Genomic DNA, 16567 nt, shown 5'->3' with positions numbered 1-16567 from the left:
GGCAGCCTTTGTTTTTACGCTGTGGTGAGTTGTTAGCTCGGCTCGGCCAGTTTAAGGTCTATCACCTTAAACTGCTCCACATCCACCAAGCCTTTTACGGTGATCTTAAGGGAGGGAATCACTGGCAATGCCAGGAAGCTCATCTGCACAAAAGGCTCATTGACGGTCACGCCAATGGCTTTGGCGGCCTGCTTAAGAGACTGAATCTGCGCTGTGATCACCTCCGATGACTCACAGCTCATGATCCCGCCCAGAGGCAACATCAGATCAGCGGTGATCTTACCGTCTTGGACCACACAGTAGCCACCGCCACAATCCAGCAGATGGTTCACGGCCAAGGCCATGCTGTCAGCATCGGCACCGATGACCACGATGTTGTGGGAGTCATGGCCGACGCTGCTGGCGATGGCACCCTGGGTGATTTCAAACCCTTTGACTAAGCCTGGAGCCGGTGGCAGCTGGTTACCATATCGCTCGACAACCGCCAGCAGGTTGATGCCTTGCTGCTCAAACTGACGACCATCGTGATTGACGATAAGGTGGTTGGTGAGAAGCTCATCTTTGACAATCTCCATGACGTGATAGCGGCCCTTATCAAGGGGAACGGTCAGCTGTTCAGCACTGACCTTATCGTGACACAGAGTTGGCTGCAGCGGCGGTTTTGACGCCGTTAGCTTGTCTGAAACCTGAGCGGCGAGATTGAGCTCATCGACAAATTTGCCTCCAATTAGGGTGCGCTGAATGTCGACGCTGGCCAGATCGCCAACTAGGTTGATGTCGGCTTTGTAGCCCGGAGCGATAAGGCCTAGGCGTTTAAGACCAAAGTGCTGAGCCGCCGACAGTGAGGCAACCCGATACGCCAGCACCGGATCAATTTGGTGTTTATGGATAAGGCGTTTCACCATGAAGTTGATGTGACCCTCTTTGGCAATCTCATGGGGATTGCGATCGTCGGTACACAGCAAGCATAACGGCGCGGATTTATCGGTAATGAGCGGTGCCAAGGCATCGAGGTTTTTGGCCACCGAGCCCTCCCGCATGATCACCGCCATCCCTTTGGCGAGCTTTTCTTTGCCTTCATCATAGTTGGTGGTTTCGTGGCAATTCTGTATGCCACTGGCCACATAACCGGAAAGCTCCAGCCCGCTTAACAGCGGACAATGACCGTCGATATTGAGCCCTGAAAAGGCACTGAGTTTGCCGTGCATGATGGGGTCAAAATTGAGAACGGCAGGGTAGTCCATTACCTCTGCCAACCCTAGCACTTGTGGGTGTTCGATGTAGGCGGTCATCTCCTCTAGGGTAAATTCACTGCCATTGATGTCCAGATCGGCAACGGCGGGCACACAGGAGCTCACCTGCACAAACATGTTCTGATGCATCTTTTCACTGCAGCGTAGGAACCACTCCAGCCCCTGTTTGCCAACCACATTCACCAATTCGTGAGGATCGGCGATGATGGAGGTGGTGCCCAAAGGTAAGGTAGTGCGCTCGAATTCAAACGGCGTCATGGTGGAGGTTTCCACGTGCATGTGACCGTCGATAAAGCCGGGCACGGCAATCTGCCCCTGACAGTCCACGCAGCGGTGGGCATCCAATTGCTCGGCTTCTGGCCCAGCGGCGACGATGGTGCCACCTTCGATAACAATGGCCCCTTGAATCAATTCACCGTTGACCAGATCCAGCAGTGACAGATTGGTGAGCTTGAGCTCAGCGGCGATCTGCTGGCGCAAGATGGCCAGAATTCGAGCCAGCTGTGGTTGGCTCAACTGCTGGGTGTGTTTGTGCATGAGATTAGACATCTGATACTTCCTGACGATTAGTGTCCGTCTACAAAAATGAACTTAATAAGGAACAGCAGCGCCACAATGGCAACGCCGGGGTGGATTTCCCGCCATTTGCCGGTGCCGGCTTTCATCACGCAGTAGGTGATAAAACCGGTGGCTATCCCTTCGGTAATGGAGAAACTGAACGGCATCATTACTGCGGTAATGAAGGCCGGTGCCGCTTCAGTGAGATCTTCCCAATTGACTTTGGCCAGCCCAGACGCCATCAGAATGCCCACATAGATAAGTGCGCCAGCAACGGCGTAGTTGGGCACCATGGCGGCAAGGGGGGAGAAAAAGATCACCGCGATAAACAGCAGCCCAGTCACAATCGCTGTCAGGCCAGTGCGGCCGCCAACGGCAACGCCAGAGGAGCTTTCAATGTAGGCGGTGACGGTGGAGGTGCCCATGAACGCACCGGCGGTGGAGGTTACTGAGTCCACCATTAACGCTTTCTTCATGCCGGGGAAGCGGCCGCGATCATCGGTAATGCCACACTTTTGGGTGACACCTATCAGGGTACCGGAGCTGTCGAACAGGCTGACAAGGGCAAAGGAGAAGATGATGCCAGCCAGTGCCAGATCCAAAGAGCCCCAGATGTCTAACTGGCCAAAGGTCGACTCGATGCTCGGTGGCATGGAGACCACGCCGGTAAAGGTGACGTCCCCGAGTAGGGCGGCGATGGTGGTGACCACCACAATGGAGACCAGCACAGCAGAGTGCACCCCTTTTGACGCCAGAATAACGATGATAAAGAAGCTCAGTGCGCCCAGAGCACATTCAAGAGAAGCAAGGTCGCCCACGGTCACCTTGGTGGCTGGGTCGCCGACGATGATGCCGGCGTTGGTCAGTCCAACTAAGGCGATAAGCAGGCCGATCCCAGTTGGGATACCAATACGCAAACAGTTGGGGATGTTGGTCAAGATCCAGTGACGAATGCCAAGGGCGGACATGATGGTGAAGATAATCGCCCCCCAAAAGATGGTGCCCATGCCCACCTGCCAGCTGACGCCCATGCCGACAACCACAGAGAACGCGAAAAACGCATTCAGCCCCATGGCGGGGGCAAGGGCGATGGGCAGGTTGGCGATGAGTCCCATGGCGAGACAGCCAAAGGCACTAATGAGGCAGGTGACCACGAAGACGCCGCTGGCGTCCATGCCGGCAGCTGAGAGAATCTGTGGATTAACAAACACGATGTACACCATGGTCATAAAGGTGGTAATACCGGCTATGATCTCGGTAGAAACCGTGGTGTTGTGTTCGGACAGTTTGAACAGGCGCTCCAGTGTTTGCGAAAACGGTGAGCTCTGAGTTGGCTTGTCGGCACGAGTATCCGTTTGTGGTGCGTTCATCTCGAATCCTTTTATTATTTGTGAATGGCTAAGCGCCAATCGCTCCCACTGTCCTTGGGGTTACGCTGTGGTCTATCTGGTGTTGCTTATCCTAAGTAACGCCTTGGATGGACTAGGAACTGCTACCGCTTGCAACAGGCCGATGCTGAAAGAGGTACGAAACGCTTTGCCTGAATCGGGGTAAAGCCTTTGGTTCGAAATCATTTTATGGAGGTCTGTGAATGAATTGGGTTGATCGGGATCTCGCTTTGCCCGCTTTATTATTCAACAAAAAAGCCGTTCTGCTGAAACTTCGTGGAATGAATCGAACTTTTGAACTGGGTATGGAAAAACTCTGATCTAAATTAATAAAACTGGATAAAGCTCTGCACACTACTGGGGAACATGATATCTATGAGCCATGAGAGGAAATAAAAGTGGTTCACGCTGATGGTGCAAAATCGTGGTCGACCGAAACAGTCGCAAGCGGGGCAACACGCCGCGAGTTTAGGCTGTCAGCAGCGCTTGCTTGATGTAGCTAAAGAATTGTTTTTAAAGCATGCTTATTCAGAGGTAACCACCCGTCGCATCGCGGAAGAGGCCGGCGTGGACGTGGCGCTTATTAGCTACTATTTCAATAATAAAGCCGGTTTATATACGGCGGTGTTTGAAGATATCTACGCGCCGTTTTTTGACAAGCTTAATCAACTGTCGAAAGCCTCATTGACGCGAAATACCGTTGAAGAGCTGTTTATGATCATATTTCGGCTCGATATTCAGCACCCTCAATTACTGGGAATTATCTATCGAACCTTGGTGCTGAACGATGGCCCCAAACGCAGTTACATTGATAAATCTATATTAAGACAGACCGACGCCTTCCACATTAAGATATTTACCGCGCTTCAATCTAAAGGTTTTATCGATCCTAATTTAGACCCAGTACTGCTTAAAGACAGTTTTAATGCGCTGGTGATGATGCCGTTCTTTTTCCTTCCAGAGGGAAGCGACACCGAAGCCACGGAGGCCTATCTGGAAAACCTCTATCGACAAAATATCCGCCTGTTCCTATACGGCTGCGCCCACCGTCATTGACTGCTGCCCCGGTTGCCATGGGGATAACGCCGATGGCTAAGCTTGCCTCTGCTGCCATTTTTGCTGGCTAATTTCTTCCTTGAGTCTACGCTTTTGATTGCACCGTTGTATTTTTGTGCATAGGGAAAGTCTCTGAATTCTATGGATAAGGCATCGCATGAATTGGCTAGAATCGTTGTCATTAAAGTCTAAATTTACCTGGATGGTTTGGGGGCCGCTGGCAGCACTGCTGCTGGTCGTGGCGACCGGCTTTGCCGAGCGTACCCAGAGCGTTATCGAGCGTCATCAAGCCCCTGAGCTTCGGCAGTTGATCAGCCAATCGGTGGCGTTGATGCAAAGTCTGCAAAAGTATCGAGCCTTGCTCATTGTGGGAGAGAGTAGCTCGGTTGAGCGCAAAAGTCAGCAGTTGGCCACCGAGCGAGGTATCGAGCAGTGGCATCAGGCGCTCTACCAGTGGTTGGGGCCGTTAGAGCGTGGGCAAACCCGCGAGCAGCAGTTGCAGCATCGCCCTTTGGTGGAGCTCTACCAAAAGCTGGAGCAGTTGCCTTGGTTAACGCAAGCGTGGGCGCTAGAACGTGTCAATCAACCGCAGTTGCTGGGTCATTATCAAAGCACCATTGCGTCGTTAATCGCTCTCATTGGTCGCCTGCAAAGTGGGGTCGATGCCAACGCCGTGGTCAATCGTGGCAGTGCGCTGGTCGCCATCAGCCAAGCTCACGAGCGTTTGTCCCAATTGGCCATCGCCTCACATTCACAGATCAAACAGCGATTGCTGGCGGAATTTAACCTCTATCTTGATCAGTATAAGAGCCGGTTAACCCCCAAGTCCGTGGGCGTCGGATCCGATAGGCCCATTCGGGCGCTGGCCCCCCTTACTGCCACGCAGCTGGCGGATGCCAATATGATGAGGCAGAGATTGCAGTTTTCCAGCCAACACCTGAGCCTGCAGAAAACCTGGTTTGAGTGGGAGCTGACGCACCTGTGGCGCCAAACCTTAGAGTCGTTCTGGCAGTACTTGGTGTTTTCGATGTTGCTATTGATGGCGACGGCGCGCTTAAGCTTTATGTTGTATCAGGACCTCTATGGTCGAATTTCCGGATTACATCGAGCAGTGCGAGCCCTAGAAGCGCAGCGTAATTACCTTGTCAGCTTACCCACTAAAGATGGTGACGAGCTGGATCAGATGGCCGCCAATCTCAATAGGGTGATTCGACACGCGTCCGAGATGCAGTTGGAACTGCAAGGGCATCGACACCGAGTGCGGGCCGAGGAAGCCGAGCGGGTAAAGCAGGCGGCGGCCCCCCTAACGCTGGTGAGCTCGGGAGACGCTTAGCTCATCAGGATGAAGTTGTGGGTGAGCCCCACCAAACCCATAGTAAAAAAGGGACAGCCTAGGCTGTCCCTTGATTTGATACCAACCAGAATAGATATCTGATCACTATTGCTTGTTTAAATCGTCTCACTCTTCGCTGCGAGACTGATAGTTAGGGCCACTAACAATGGCGTCTCGCGTCCTAATTGAACCGATTTCGCCGTTGCAATAGATAGACCATCTACTTAATTTGATTGGTAATATGGCGGACTATTAGTGTGGATAATAATTGCCATTTACAGACACAATCGTTGGCGCGCTTAAGGTGGGCGCTTAGAAGCGGTAGTCTACCGACAGGTAAAATTGGTGGCTGGTATCCAACTGGTACTGACCGCCAATGCGATGTCCTGGCTCATCGTAGTCTTGATCTAGGTAACGGTAGCCCAGCTCGGTGCTCCATTTCTGGGTGATGCGGTACTCTGCGCCAACTTGGCCACCCCATACGAAGTCGGAGTTGGCATTGCCATCAAATTTGTTGTTAACCACGCCGGCGGACAGACCCGCAAACAGGTTGAACTTACCTGCATCATCAATGGCGTGCATGTAATCGTATGAGGCTAGAAACAGGTTCTGATACAGCTTGAAGTCGTCACCAGCGGCGCTGAAATCGTCTTCTTTGTAGCTGTAGGTGCCGCTGAATCTGTGGTTGTCATTCAAAATCACACCGAAGCGGCCCTGCCAAGCTTCACTTTGGCTGTCTTTGTTTACGCCACCATCAATTTGATCTTCTTGCCAAGCAACGCCGGCACCGATGAAAAACTGTGGCTCAGCAGCGTGAGCGGCGGTAGAAAGTAGCAAACCAGCAACCGCAGTAGTTATGATCTTTTTCATCTTATTTTCCTCAACATTCATTAGGTGAATGACCACAGGTTACGCTGCCAACCTTGAACCGTATCTGAATGAATCTGATGAAATTTAAGCTGGCTAAGTTTAAGAGTTGAGATGTACTAAATCGCTTAACCTAAGCTGTATCGAATGAAACAAGCCCGAGACGAAGCTCGGGCGACTGGGGATTATTGAGCCGATGAGGTAATTTGGTAGAGCTTAAGATAGAGACGCCGTAGGCGACCATAGAGTTTTGAGTAGACCTCGCGATAGAGGGACTCGTACATCTGGTGATGGTTGAGATCGGGCTCGTAGCGCTGACCGGGGCGGATCATCGCTTCTGTGGCACGCTTGGCATCAGGGTACCAACCAAGGCCAATGGCGGCACAGATGGCGGCCCCAAGGCCGGAGGTCTCGGTGGTGTGGGCGGTTTCTACGGGCAGGCCAAACAGATCCGCGCTGAGTTGTAAAATGGCTTGGCTTTGGGCACCGCCACCGGAGATTCGAAGTTGGGTGACCTTGAATCCCCCCCGTTTGCAGGCAAGCTCTAACCCCTCTCTCAGGCCGTAACCTAGCCCTTCGATCATGGCGCGGTAGAGGTGAGCTCGGGTATGTTGATCCCCAAAACCGATGATGGCACCCCGAGCTTCCGGCCCAGGTTGACGTACCCCAGCCCCCCAATAGGGCAATAACACCAACCCTTCGCTTCCCGGAGGAACGCTTGCGATCAGGTCATCAAATAGCGCTTCAGGGACGGTGCCCTGTTTCTCCGCCAGAATCTGTTCCAGTTGACCAAACTGGGTTTTAAACCAGCTCACCATCCAAAAGCCTCGAAATAGCATGATTTCGCACAGGTACTTGCCCTGAATGGCGGCAGGGTAGGCGGGCATCATGGGGATCAGCTCTCGATACTTATCACTGACCAGATTGACGGTAGCGGTGGTGCCAAAGCTTAAACTGGCGACGCCAGGTTGATGGCCGCCGCTGCCAAGAATCTCGCAGGCTTTATCGCCACCGGCAGCAAACAGCGGTAGATTTTGAGGAAGTCCCAAGCGTTTGGCGACCTCATCAGAGAGCGCGCCAATGCGCTGACCCGGTGCCACCAGCTCAGGCATTTGCGATGGGTTGAGGCTTAAGGCTGGCCAGCGCCAATCGCCTTTTTTCGCCCATTGCTGAGTCTTGTAGTTAAAGGGCAGGTAACCCACTTGACCTGCCTGACTGTCTCGATATTCACCGGTAAGCTTAAAGCCGAGGTAACCGGCGACTTGAAGCACTTTATGGCATCGCTGCCACAGATCCGGCTGGTGACTGGCGACCCAATTGCTAAAAGCGCGGCGTCGAAACTGATTGATGGCGCTGCCCACCACCGGCAACCAGGTCAGGGGTCTAAGGTAGACGGGCAGAGGTGGCAGGATTTCGCATTGGCGCTGATCGGTCCACAGTATCGCTGGGCGAAGCGGCTTGCCGCTGCTGTCCACAAACACCAGTGAGGTGCGCTGGGCGGTAATGGTCATGCCGGCCACCTGGGATAGGTCATTTCCCTGCTTCCCTAACTGGGTTACACACTCAACCAGTGCCTGCCAGTAGTTGTCTGGCGCCATCTCGGCAAACCCAGTTTGTGGGGTCTCATAGGCGGGTTCGAAATGAAACTGGGCCTTATCAATTAGGTTTCCGGTGGCATCAAAGAGCAGTGCGCGTAGACTCTGAGTGCCGTTGTCTATGGCTAAAATCATGATTTAAATGGGGCCGGGCTGTAGTAACGGTGCCAAATCTTCCAGTAGCGGAGCCACTGCTGTTCAAACTGTGCTAACTCCCAACCTAGGTGCTGCTGGCAAAGGGGAGCCAGTTGGTCTTTTATTCGTTCTAGGGGCTTGCCAACCAACAGGCCAATTCGGGTTCGCCGAAGCAGCAGATCATCCAGATTGGTGATGGCGCCATGAATAAGGTGCTCGGTGATCTCATTCCAAAAATGGACCGTGTCGATGATAGAGCCACTACCAGCGCTAGGATCGCAGCGCTCACTGAGGGGGTGACGAGGCGATGGCGGCGGTAATTGGGGTGATCCTAAGGTGATCGCCAGCTGTTTGGCCACCTGCTCCATGATCTCCTGTCCCGTTTCTAAGAAGGTCGTCAGCTTGCCGCCGGTGAGATTGACCAACCCAGGGCGGGACCAAATTAGATGCTCGCGACTGGCACTAGAGGGATCTTTACTGCTTGATTCAGCTTCGATAACCGGTCTGACGCCAGACCAGCTGCTGATGATGTCTTGCTCATTGGCGTTGGGATCTAAGCATTTGAGTGCCGTCAACAGGTAACGGTACTCCTCTTCACTCATGGCCACCTCTTGGGTGAGCTTGGTCTCGTGATCCAGATCCGTGGTTCCCATCACCGCGGTACCAAGCCACGGGTAGAGGTAAACCGGCCTGCCATCTTGGGGATGACCAAAGGTGATGGCGGCCGGAGCGGGGTATTTGCTCATTGGCAACACCAGGTGACTGCCTCGAAGCGGCCGCATCTTTTGCCCTAAGGGCAGGGCGGTTAGCTCTCCACACCAGGCCCCCGCGCAATTGACCACCACCTTACTGGTTAGCGTAAGGGCTCCGGTATCGGTGCTAATTTCAACGCCGGACACCCCGTTATTATCGCTAATAAGTCGCTGTACCGGCTGATAGCCCTTAAGTGCAAGGCCTTTGTCACAAGCCTGACCCAGTAGCCAGTTCACTAGAGTGCAATCGTCACTGATGGCATCAAAGTAACTGCTGGCGCCATCTTGAGGCCCTAGTTGATAACTGGGCAGGCGCTGAGTGAGCTCTTCGGCTGAGATAAAGCTTGGCTTGGCACCCGAGGCGAATGCGCGGTAGATCCCAAGGGCCACTTTCATCATCCAGGGTCTTGGGCTTTCGTTAGGTCGGTGCAGGTACCAAAAGGGCAGTGGTTTGACGACGTTTTCAGCTTGGCTCAATAGGCGATCGCGGGCTTTGGCGGCCTCTCGGGTCAGCCGCCAGTCACCTTTGGCAAGATACCGCAGGCCGCCGTGAATCATTTTAGAGGAGCGGCTGGACGTGCCCGAGGCAAAGTCCTGCGCTTCTAGCAGCAGGGTGTTTAACCCTTGATTGGCGCTGAGCCAGGCTACGGCGGCACCATTAATGCCGCCGCCGATAATAATGACGTCGTAGTCGGTTTCTCCTCGCTGCCATTGGCTTTGGGCCTTCTGCCACCCCTGAGTCAGACTCATGAGGTCTCCTTAGGGGCGCAGCCATTAATAAGTTTGCCTGGATTCATGCGTTTGTCGGGATCGTAATGGGCTAAAGTGGCCGTCAGACCGCTTTGCTGTAGCTTCGACTTCTCCTGCTCAAAGTAGGGGCGATGATCCTCACCGACACCGTGTTGATGGCTGATGGTACCGCCGCCATCGATTACCGCTTGACTGGCGGCTTTCTTAAAGGCTTGCCAACGCTCAAGGTTTTCCTCGTAGCTGCCTTTGTTGGGGTACAGGTAGGTGGTGTACAGGCTGCAGCCCTGAGCGTAAACGTGGCTGAGATGGGTGTAACACATCATCGGCGTTTGTGGGCATGCTTTGGCGAGGCTTCGCTCCATCTCTTGCTGTAACTCTTCGATGCGATTCCAGTTGGCGGCGGTTTCAAAGGTATCAACCAGATAGCCTTTTTCCCACAGGCTTTGGCGCAAGTAAGGGGCGCCAAAACGATTGTGCTGCCAGTGATCACCAAGGCGTTTAAGTGCCAGTCGGCCTCCGTGTTGCCCTATCTGTTTTCGGATGGCGCGTTTTTGCTGGCGGCAGTGTTTCTTGTTGCCGGTGACGCCCCAGGTCAACATGGCCGGTTGATCCCCAAGACCAAGTAAGCCAAACAGTTGCTGTAATCGCTTGAGCTTTTTCGGCTCCAGCGCCAACTGCAACTGGGTTAGGGTTTCCGTTGGGTGACTTAATCGGAACATGGAGGCATGGATGTCTTGCTGGGCCATTTGGCGCACGGCGGCCAGGCCGGCCTGCCAAGAGGGGAAGAAGCTGGCGTAAAACTGCTCCTTCTCTGGCAGTGGCTGAACGCGCACTTCTGCTTCGCTGATGATGCCAAGACGGCCTTCACTGCCAAGGATCAGTTCCCGCCAATCTGGCCCAGCAGAGCTGGCTGGGTAGCTATCGACCACCAACTTCCCCCCTGGTGTCAGCAAGGTTCCTCCAGCAAACAGCTGTTCAATGCGGCCATATTTCAGTGACTGTTGCCCAGAGCTTCGGCTGGCGATCCAGCCTCCTAGGGTTGACCACTCGAATGACTGCGGGAAGTGTCCGAGAGTATAGCCTTGCTCATTAAGCTGTTTTTCAAGATCTGGGCCGCGTACGCCGGCCTGAAATCGAGCCAACTGACTGAGGGGGTCGATGCTCAATAGCTGGTTCATCTTTTCCATCGACACCGTGATGGTAGGGCGAGGATCGTTACCGGGATTAATGTGGCCCACCACGCTAGTGCCGCCACCATAAGGAATTAGCACGGCATCGAGTTGGTAGGCTAACTCAAGTAGGCTCTGTAGCTGGAGTTCATCCTTGGGAAAGGCCACGGCATCGGTAACCCGCTCTAGTTCGCCGTATTTAAGGGCCAGCCAATCAGGAAGGCTTTGACCTCGGCTGTATTTAATGCGGGTCTTGGCCTCGGTTGTTAGCAGCTCGCTGTCGTTAAGGCGGCTTGGGCTAACGGAGGCCGCCAGTGCTTCTAACTCGATCTCAGGCAGGGCGAGGCTGGTGCCCAGTCTCTCTGTAAGTACGCTGTCTGCTTGTTTAGGCAGAGGCTTTTTAAAATCTGGGCTTCCCCATCCATTCCAAACCGGTTCCATGTGCCGAAAATTCCATTTATGACTTTGTTAACAATGAGATAACGCATTTACAATTTTAATACAAGCGTTTGGAGTCAAAATACAACGTTTTATGGACAGCTGTTCGCTGAAAATGGCTGGTTCAAGTAAGACAAAAATGGGTCGCAAAGAGCCCAAGTGATGGGCTCTTCGGATATGGTTTAAAGGGCGTGGGAGAGGTTTTCAGGTACTGGGCTTATCTTGTGCAGATAACGGGACGCGATCATCTCAAGGTCGTCGAGAATTGCCGATTTTAGTTCGATGTCAGTGTGTTCAAGCAGTGTTGCCAGTGCATCGACCTCAAAGGCTTGAAGGGCGGGAGCACTGACGGGGGCAAAGCTCAGGTGCCAGGGCTCAGGTTGCACGCCCCCTAGTTGCTGCTGATAGGGGCGATAGAAGCCAAAGGTGTGCATGTGAGTGCTGAGCCATTGGCTTAATGGGCCGTTTGGTCCTGCTTTATCATACTCCCAAGGTTCCAGTTTTAGGGACTCACTGGAGATGGCGTTGGCATCATAGATATCCAGATCGGTGCCCCAGTGGTGACGGGACATGCCCGGTAGCGCCGACCACTGCAAAATGGCCTCTAGCTTTTGTTGGTCATTGAGGCGGTCAGCGCTCAGTTGCTTGCCCTGGCTGTCCAGAAGCGGCCGCTCGCCTCGGGCTTTACGGTTAAAGATCAGCAATTGACGCTCGAAACTGCGCCATCCTGAGGCAACCTGAAGGTTAAACCCTGCTAACGCGGCCGCATCTTGGAGTTGCCTGAGTGCCAGCGCACAACGGCTCTCCAATTGGCAGTGATCGATGGCGACCAGATGGTCGCCGTTTTGTCCCAATAACTGGAGTTGGGTTAGCACAATAAGCGCTCCATGATCTGCTCGTAGCAGTCAGCTAGGGTATCGAGATCAGCCACTGATACGCATTCGTTTACTTTATGAATTGTGGCATTGATTGGCCCCAATTCAATCACCTCGGCTCCGGTGGGGGCGATGAAACGGCCGTCGGAGGTGCCGCCACTGGTTTGTGGGTCGGTGGCATAGCCGGTGACCGCTTCGATGGCGGAGCAGGTCGCACTGAGCAGTTCACCGTGGTCGGTTAAAAACGGCGAGCCGTTGTGCACCCAGCTGATGTCGTAGTTCAGACCATATTTATCAAACAGGTTGTGTACCCGCTGCTTAAGATCCTCGGCGTGGGTTTCGGTGCAGTAGCGGAAGTTAAACTGCACATGAAGCTCTCCAGGAATCACATTGGGGGCACCGGTGCCCGCTTCGATATTGGCGATTTGGAAGCTGGTGGGTGGAAAGAACTCGTTGCCGTTGTCCCAATGCATCTGCGACAGTTCTGCCAAGGCTGGGGCTGCGCTGTGGACGGGATTTTCCGCAAGGTGCGGGTAGGCCACGTGGCCCTGAACACCATGTACGTGCAGATCGCCGGTTAGGCTGCCGCGACGGCCATTTTTGATGATGTCGCCCAATTTGGCGGTGCTAGAAGGCTCACCCACCACGCACCAAGTGATCTTCTCATTACGTGCCTCCAAGGTGTCGATGACTCGGGTGGTCCCGTTAATGAACGGGCCCTCTTCATCGGAGGTGATGAGATAGGCGATGCTGCCTTTGTGTTCCGGGTGTTTGTTGACGAAGCGCTTTGTGGCCACCAGCATGGCGGCTAGGCTGCCTTTCATGTCGGCGGCGCCGCGGCCATGAAGCACGCCGTCGATGATGGTGGGCTCAAATGGAGGGGTGTGCCAGTGGCTTAGGTTCCCCGCAGGAACCACATCAGTGTGGCCCGCAAAGCAGAACAGAGGGCCAGATTGATTGCGCCGAGCCCATAGGTTGGTGGTGTCTTCAAACACCATCGGTTCGATGTCAAAGCCCAGTTGGCCAAGGTATTCGGCCATCATCTGCTGGCAGCCCGCATCTTCGGGGGTGACCGACTCTCTGGCAATTAAGTCCATTGCCAGTTGGGTAACTTCAGATAATTGGCTCATGTTTGACTCGCGAACAGTTCGTCGTACCGAGCCGCTTTAAAGCCCACTTCCACTTGGCCTTCACCAAACTCCAACACTGGGCGTTTTACTAAGGTGGGGTTGTCCAGAATCAGCGCTTTTGCCTTTGCAGCATCCAGATCCGCTTTGATGGCATCATCCAGTTGACGCCAACTGGTGGAGCGGGTGTTTAGTAGGGTTTTCCATTCAACCTGTTGAAGCCAAGCGTCTACCTTGGCTTCGCTTAACCCATCTTGGCGAAAATCATGGAATTGGTATCCGATATCGGCTTGTTCTAGGTGTTTTTTTGCTTTTTTGACGCTATCGCAATTCTTGATGCCGTACAGGATCATTGCTGCTCTCCTTGTTGATCCAAACTGTTCATTGGATTGTGACATCGGCCACAGGACGTCGCAAGGGAGGAAGGGGAATCGCCGAGGTTGTTGGTTAGATTTCCAGCGCAATGACTGGCAAAGATGGGTTGCCGATGACACGGTCATCGGCAGGTCGATTACGAAACCACTTCAACGGGGCCGTGATCGTCGCAATGATCCCCATGTTGATGATGAAGGCGACCATTCACGATGTAATCCACGTGATCACCGTGCTGAATGGCTTGATGGCCGCAGCCTGGACCATGAACATGATCCTTACAGCTGTGCACTGGTTGGCAGCCATCAGGATTGATGTCTGAAACCTCAAGACGGTGTTCATCGCAGTGATCGCCATGAGGGTGGTGCAAGATGCCATCCACTAGGTAATCAATGTGATCACCATGCTTGATGGCGGTATGTTGGCAATTGGGGCCGTGGGTATGTTCTGGGTGAGAATGAGTGTGTGAACAGGACATCCATGTGCTCCTTAATCAGTTGAGTTCCACCTAGAGAAGTTAGCTTATGGATAGCTGAGTGTCGAAAGTATGGAAAAAAAGGCCAGTAACCTCGGGTCACTGGCCGTCATGTTATCAAGGGTTCTCGTCAGAGGTTAGATCTCAAACTCCAGATCGATGTAGATGTTGGTGCCGGTGCCAACTCGGGAGGTCGAGTTGACGTTTGAGGCATTAATGTACTTTTTGTCGAACAGGTTATTGACCCCAAAGTTAAGACGCATTTTGTCATCAAGCCAATTCACGCCACTAAATTGCGGCGTCCAAGCGCCTTTCAAGTTAACTTGAGTAAAGGACTGATCGACGTAGGTGTAGGTTTTGCCACGGGAAGTGATGGTTTTCGGGTTTTGATCCGGCTCAAACCAATGGTTCACTTCAGCACCTAATCGCAGATCCAGGCTGTCGAAGAACCAGGTGAAATCCCCATGAAGTTTGTCGGCAAAGGCTTGATTGACATTCTCTTTGGTCTGCTTATCGTACAGCTCTAAATGTTCGAAGCTTAGCCCTGCCAGTACCGGACCCAGCCCGTAATTTGCTTGCACTTCATAACCTTTTCGTCGAGCGTTATCGACATTTTGGTATTGCGCATACATGGTGGATTCAGGGGGAGTGCCCGCTTCCGGCAGCTTTTTCAAGGTGATCATATCCTTGATGTCGCCATGGAAGTAGGTGGCTTTGATGGACAGCTGATCCTGCGTACTAAACAGGTTTTGGCCTTGGTAGGAGAAGCCTCCTTCAATCTCTTCTGCGGTTTCCGCTTTAAGATCGGGATTAGGTAGATAGTAATAGTGAGGGTTTAATGGTCCTTCCGAGGAGGTTTCGTGAGGAGTCGGCGCTCGGAAGCTTTCGGAATAGCCCAGTAACAGGTTAAAACCTGGCAGGGCTTCATAGGCCACGGCAACGCGAGGAGAGAAGCGTGAGTCGTCATAGTCGGCGTTGGGCTTATTGTCGACGCTGCGCTCAAAGTTGTCGAAGCGTCCCCCCAACGTCAGCTCAACATTACCCCAGCGGGCGAGATCTTGGAAATAGATGCCGAGATCGTTGTACTCGTTCGGCATGGAGCCAAAATCGGTGTATTCGTCATTGAGCAAGTACAGTGCCGACTCCTGACGATTGGCGTAGTCCAGTCCCAGCACGAACTGATGCTCTGCACCGATGGCGTTGAAATAGGCGACATTTTTAAGCTTGATGCCCCAACGTTCATCTTTATTGGCGTAGCGAAGGTCTCGGGTTTCCGTTTTGTAGCCGCGATCGTACTCGGCTTCGGTGCTGTAGAGCTTGGCGGTCAAGTTTAGCCAAGAAGCGTTGCCGTAAAGGGCTTCATAATCGAGTACATAATCAGTCTGTTTCAAATCGCCAACAATGGGGATTGACGATTCGGTGTGATAGAGAGTTTGCCACACCGTGGTGAGCTCTTCATCGAAATCGAATACTGAGACTGACAGGCGCTGATTGGTGCTGATGTCCCAGCCGAGCTTCATTAATGCCGTATTGATGCGCTCATCATTTGGGACTTCACTGTAGTTTTCGGTACCGCCATCAGCCAGCTCCATCTCATCGTATTGGGCGGTTTTACCGTAGAGGAATAGATCTACAGGAAGGGTTTTCCCTTGAGCCATCAAACCGGCGCGAGTGCTGTGCATGTTGTTGGACTCATAACGCTGGCCAAGGAGAAATCCTAACTGCTGATCGTCGTCAAGATAGTCTTTCGCGCCCTTAGTTTGCATGGAGACGATGCCGCCGATGGCGCCGCTGCCGTGAAGGATGGATGAGGCGCCTTTTACCACTTCTACTCGTTTTAGAATATCGGTATCGGTTCTAAAACTGGAGATGTGATTTGAAAAGAGGCTAGGGGATTGAGGCACGCCATCTTGCTGGATGATAACCCGCTGCTCCGATTGATAGCCGAATCCCCGAATGGTGAATTGAGAGCCAATGGTTCTGCCGTTATCGCCCCCAGTTTCAACTCCGGTAACGTCGGAGAGGGCATCAACCAACTGGTTGCTTTGTTTGAGATCCTCCTCCTCAATGACGCCGACGGAACCCGCGTATTTGGCTAAGTCAGTAGCGCTGCGGTTGGCTTCGACGGTCACCGTGGAAAAGGTAATGACGTCGTCGCAAATGGACTGCTTTGGATCGCACTTTTTATCGGTATCGGTTTCTGCGGCGTGTAGGGGTAGAGTCAGTAGTAAAGGCAAGACTGAGAGTCTGCGCATGGGATGTTTCCTTGAGATTAGAGTAATTATGTTATTGATAATGGTTTTCATTCGCGATCATTCTCATTCTTAAGGATGAAGTCAATTGTGAATTTAATTTTATTTACATTTCTTTACATTTTGTGACCTTTAAGATGGTTTTTATTTTCGGATGCGAAATTTGTAGACT

At 53.0% G+C, this 16567-nt stretch carries 13 protein-coding genes; 2 read left to right on the top strand and 11 right to left on the bottom strand.

Going from position 1 to position 16567, the window contains the following annotated elements; genetic code table 11:
- Positions 1 to 32: 32 nt before the first annotated feature.
- Positions 33 to 1802, bottom strand: coding sequence for an adenine deaminase (gene adeD, locus FCL42_RS04705; RefSeq protein ID WP_136862222.1), 1770 nt, complete (start codon positions 1800 to 1802; stop codon positions 33 to 35).
- Between the two features lie 17 nt (positions 1803 to 1819).
- A complete protein-coding gene (locus FCL42_RS04700; protein WP_136862221.1) occupies positions 1820 to 3181 on the bottom strand; it encodes an NCS2 family permease in 1362 nt (453 codons plus the stop codon).
- Between the two features lie 429 nt (positions 3182 to 3610).
- Between FCL42_RS04700 and FCL42_RS04695 the strand changes: the two genes are divergently transcribed.
- Positions 3611 to 4255 carry a TetR/AcrR family transcriptional regulator gene (locus FCL42_RS04695; protein WP_136862220.1) on the top strand — a complete coding sequence of 215 codons (645 nt, stop codon included), beginning with the start codon at positions 3611 to 3613 and terminating at the stop codon, positions 4253 to 4255.
- Between the two features lie 157 nt (positions 4256 to 4412).
- Positions 4413 to 5588: a nitrate- and nitrite sensing domain-containing protein gene (locus tag FCL42_RS04690; protein ID WP_136862219.1), complete on the top strand. Its 1176-nt coding sequence runs from the start codon at positions 4413 to 4415 to the stop codon at positions 5586 to 5588.
- A gap of 312 nt (positions 5589 to 5900) precedes the next feature.
- On the opposite strand, the gene FCL42_RS04685 is transcribed toward FCL42_RS04690, so the two are convergent.
- From FCL42_RS04685 to FCL42_RS04645, 9 genes are all read right to left on the bottom strand, one after another.
- Complete coding sequence (locus FCL42_RS04685; RefSeq protein ID WP_136862218.1) at positions 5901 to 6458, bottom strand: porin family protein; 558 nt, start codon at positions 6456 to 6458, stop codon at positions 5901 to 5903.
- Positions 6459 to 6640: 182 nt separating this feature from the next.
- Entirely contained in the window at positions 6641 to 8185 is a 1545-nt protein-coding gene (locus FCL42_RS04680; RefSeq protein ID WP_136862217.1) for an FGGY-family carbohydrate kinase, read from the bottom strand.
- Positions 8182 to 9687 (bottom strand): glycerol-3-phosphate dehydrogenase/oxidase, encoded by a 1506-nt coding sequence (locus FCL42_RS04675; protein WP_136862216.1) that lies wholly within the window; start codon positions 9685 to 9687, stop codon positions 8182 to 8184. Before FCL42_RS04675 ends, FCL42_RS04680 begins: the two co-directional genes overlap by 4 nt.
- Complete coding sequence (locus tag FCL42_RS04670) at positions 9684 to 11297, bottom strand: FAD-binding oxidoreductase (protein ID WP_136862215.1); 1614 nt, start codon at positions 11295 to 11297, stop codon at positions 9684 to 9686. Before FCL42_RS04670 ends, FCL42_RS04675 begins: the two co-directional genes overlap by 4 nt.
- A gap of 179 nt (positions 11298 to 11476) precedes the next feature.
- Complete coding sequence (locus tag FCL42_RS04665) at positions 11477 to 12169, bottom strand: M15 family metallopeptidase (RefSeq protein WP_136862214.1); 693 nt, start codon at positions 12167 to 12169, stop codon at positions 11477 to 11479.
- Positions 12163 to 13299, bottom strand: coding sequence for a succinyl-diaminopimelate desuccinylase (gene dapE, locus FCL42_RS04660; protein ID WP_136862213.1), 1137 nt, complete (start codon positions 13297 to 13299; stop codon positions 12163 to 12165). Before dapE ends, FCL42_RS04665 begins: the two co-directional genes overlap by 7 nt.
- Complete coding sequence (locus FCL42_RS04655; protein ID WP_136862212.1) at positions 13296 to 13649, bottom strand: ArsC family reductase; 354 nt, start codon at positions 13647 to 13649, stop codon at positions 13296 to 13298. The genes dapE and FCL42_RS04655 overlap by 4 nt, the downstream gene beginning before the upstream one ends.
- A 158-nt stretch (positions 13650 to 13807) precedes the next feature.
- The gene (locus tag FCL42_RS04650) at positions 13808 to 14146 is read right to left on the bottom strand and encodes a hypothetical protein (protein ID WP_136862211.1); all 339 of its coding nucleotides are present in this window, start codon (positions 14144 to 14146) and stop codon (positions 13808 to 13810) included.
- 134 nt (positions 14147 to 14280) lie between these two features.
- On the bottom strand, positions 14281 to 16398 hold the full coding sequence (locus FCL42_RS04645) for a TonB-dependent receptor domain-containing protein (protein ID WP_136862210.1): 2118 nt from the start codon (positions 16396 to 16398) through the stop codon (positions 14281 to 14283).
- Positions 16399 to 16567 lie beyond the last annotated feature (169 nt).

This window comes from Ferrimonas aestuarii (assembly GCF_005116665.1).
GTDB classification, from domain to species: domain Bacteria; phylum Pseudomonadota; class Gammaproteobacteria; order Enterobacterales; family Shewanellaceae; genus Ferrimonas; species Ferrimonas aestuarii.
The sequence above is the reverse complement of the archived record's forward strand: the minus strand, read 5'-3'. Positions and strand labels throughout refer to the sequence as shown.

Excerpts from the sequence above, each read along its gene's own strand:
- adeD (WP_136862222.1), bottom strand. The coding sequence starts at position 1,802 with ATGTCTAATCTCATGCACAAACACACCCAGCAGTTGAGCCAACCACAG.
- FCL42_RS04700 (WP_136862221.1), bottom strand. The coding sequence starts at position 3,181 with ATGAACGCACCACAAACGGATACTCGTGCCGACAAGCCAACTCAGAGC.
- FCL42_RS04695 (WP_136862220.1), top strand. The coding sequence starts at position 3,611 with ATGGTGCAAAATCGTGGTCGACCGAAACAGTCGCAAGCGGGGCAACAC.
- FCL42_RS04690 (WP_136862219.1), top strand. The coding sequence starts at position 4,413 with ATGAATTGGCTAGAATCGTTGTCATTAAAGTCTAAATTTACCTGGATG.
- FCL42_RS04685 (WP_136862218.1), bottom strand. The coding sequence starts at position 6,458 with ATGAAAAAGATCATAACTACTGCGGTTGCTGGTTTGCTACTTTCTACC.
- FCL42_RS04680 (WP_136862217.1), bottom strand. The coding sequence starts at position 8,185 with ATGATTTTAGCCATAGACAACGGCACTCAGAGTCTACGCGCACTGCTC.
- FCL42_RS04675 (WP_136862216.1), bottom strand. The coding sequence starts at position 9,687 with ATGAGTCTGACTCAGGGGTGGCAGAAGGCCCAAAGCCAATGGCAGCGA.
- FCL42_RS04670 (WP_136862215.1), bottom strand. The coding sequence starts at position 11,297 with ATGGAACCGGTTTGGAATGGATGGGGAAGCCCAGATTTTAAAAAGCCT.
- dapE (WP_136862213.1), bottom strand. The coding sequence starts at position 13,299 with ATGAGCCAATTATCTGAAGTTACCCAACTGGCAATGGACTTAATTGCC.
- FCL42_RS04655 (WP_136862212.1), bottom strand. The coding sequence starts at position 13,649 with ATGATCCTGTACGGCATCAAGAATTGCGATAGCGTCAAAAAAGCAAAA.
- FCL42_RS04650 (WP_136862211.1), bottom strand. The coding sequence starts at position 14,146 with ATGTCCTGTTCACACACTCATTCTCACCCAGAACATACCCACGGCCCC.
- FCL42_RS04645 (WP_136862210.1), bottom strand. The coding sequence starts at position 16,398 with ATGCGCAGACTCTCAGTCTTGCCTTTACTACTGACTCTACCCCTACAC.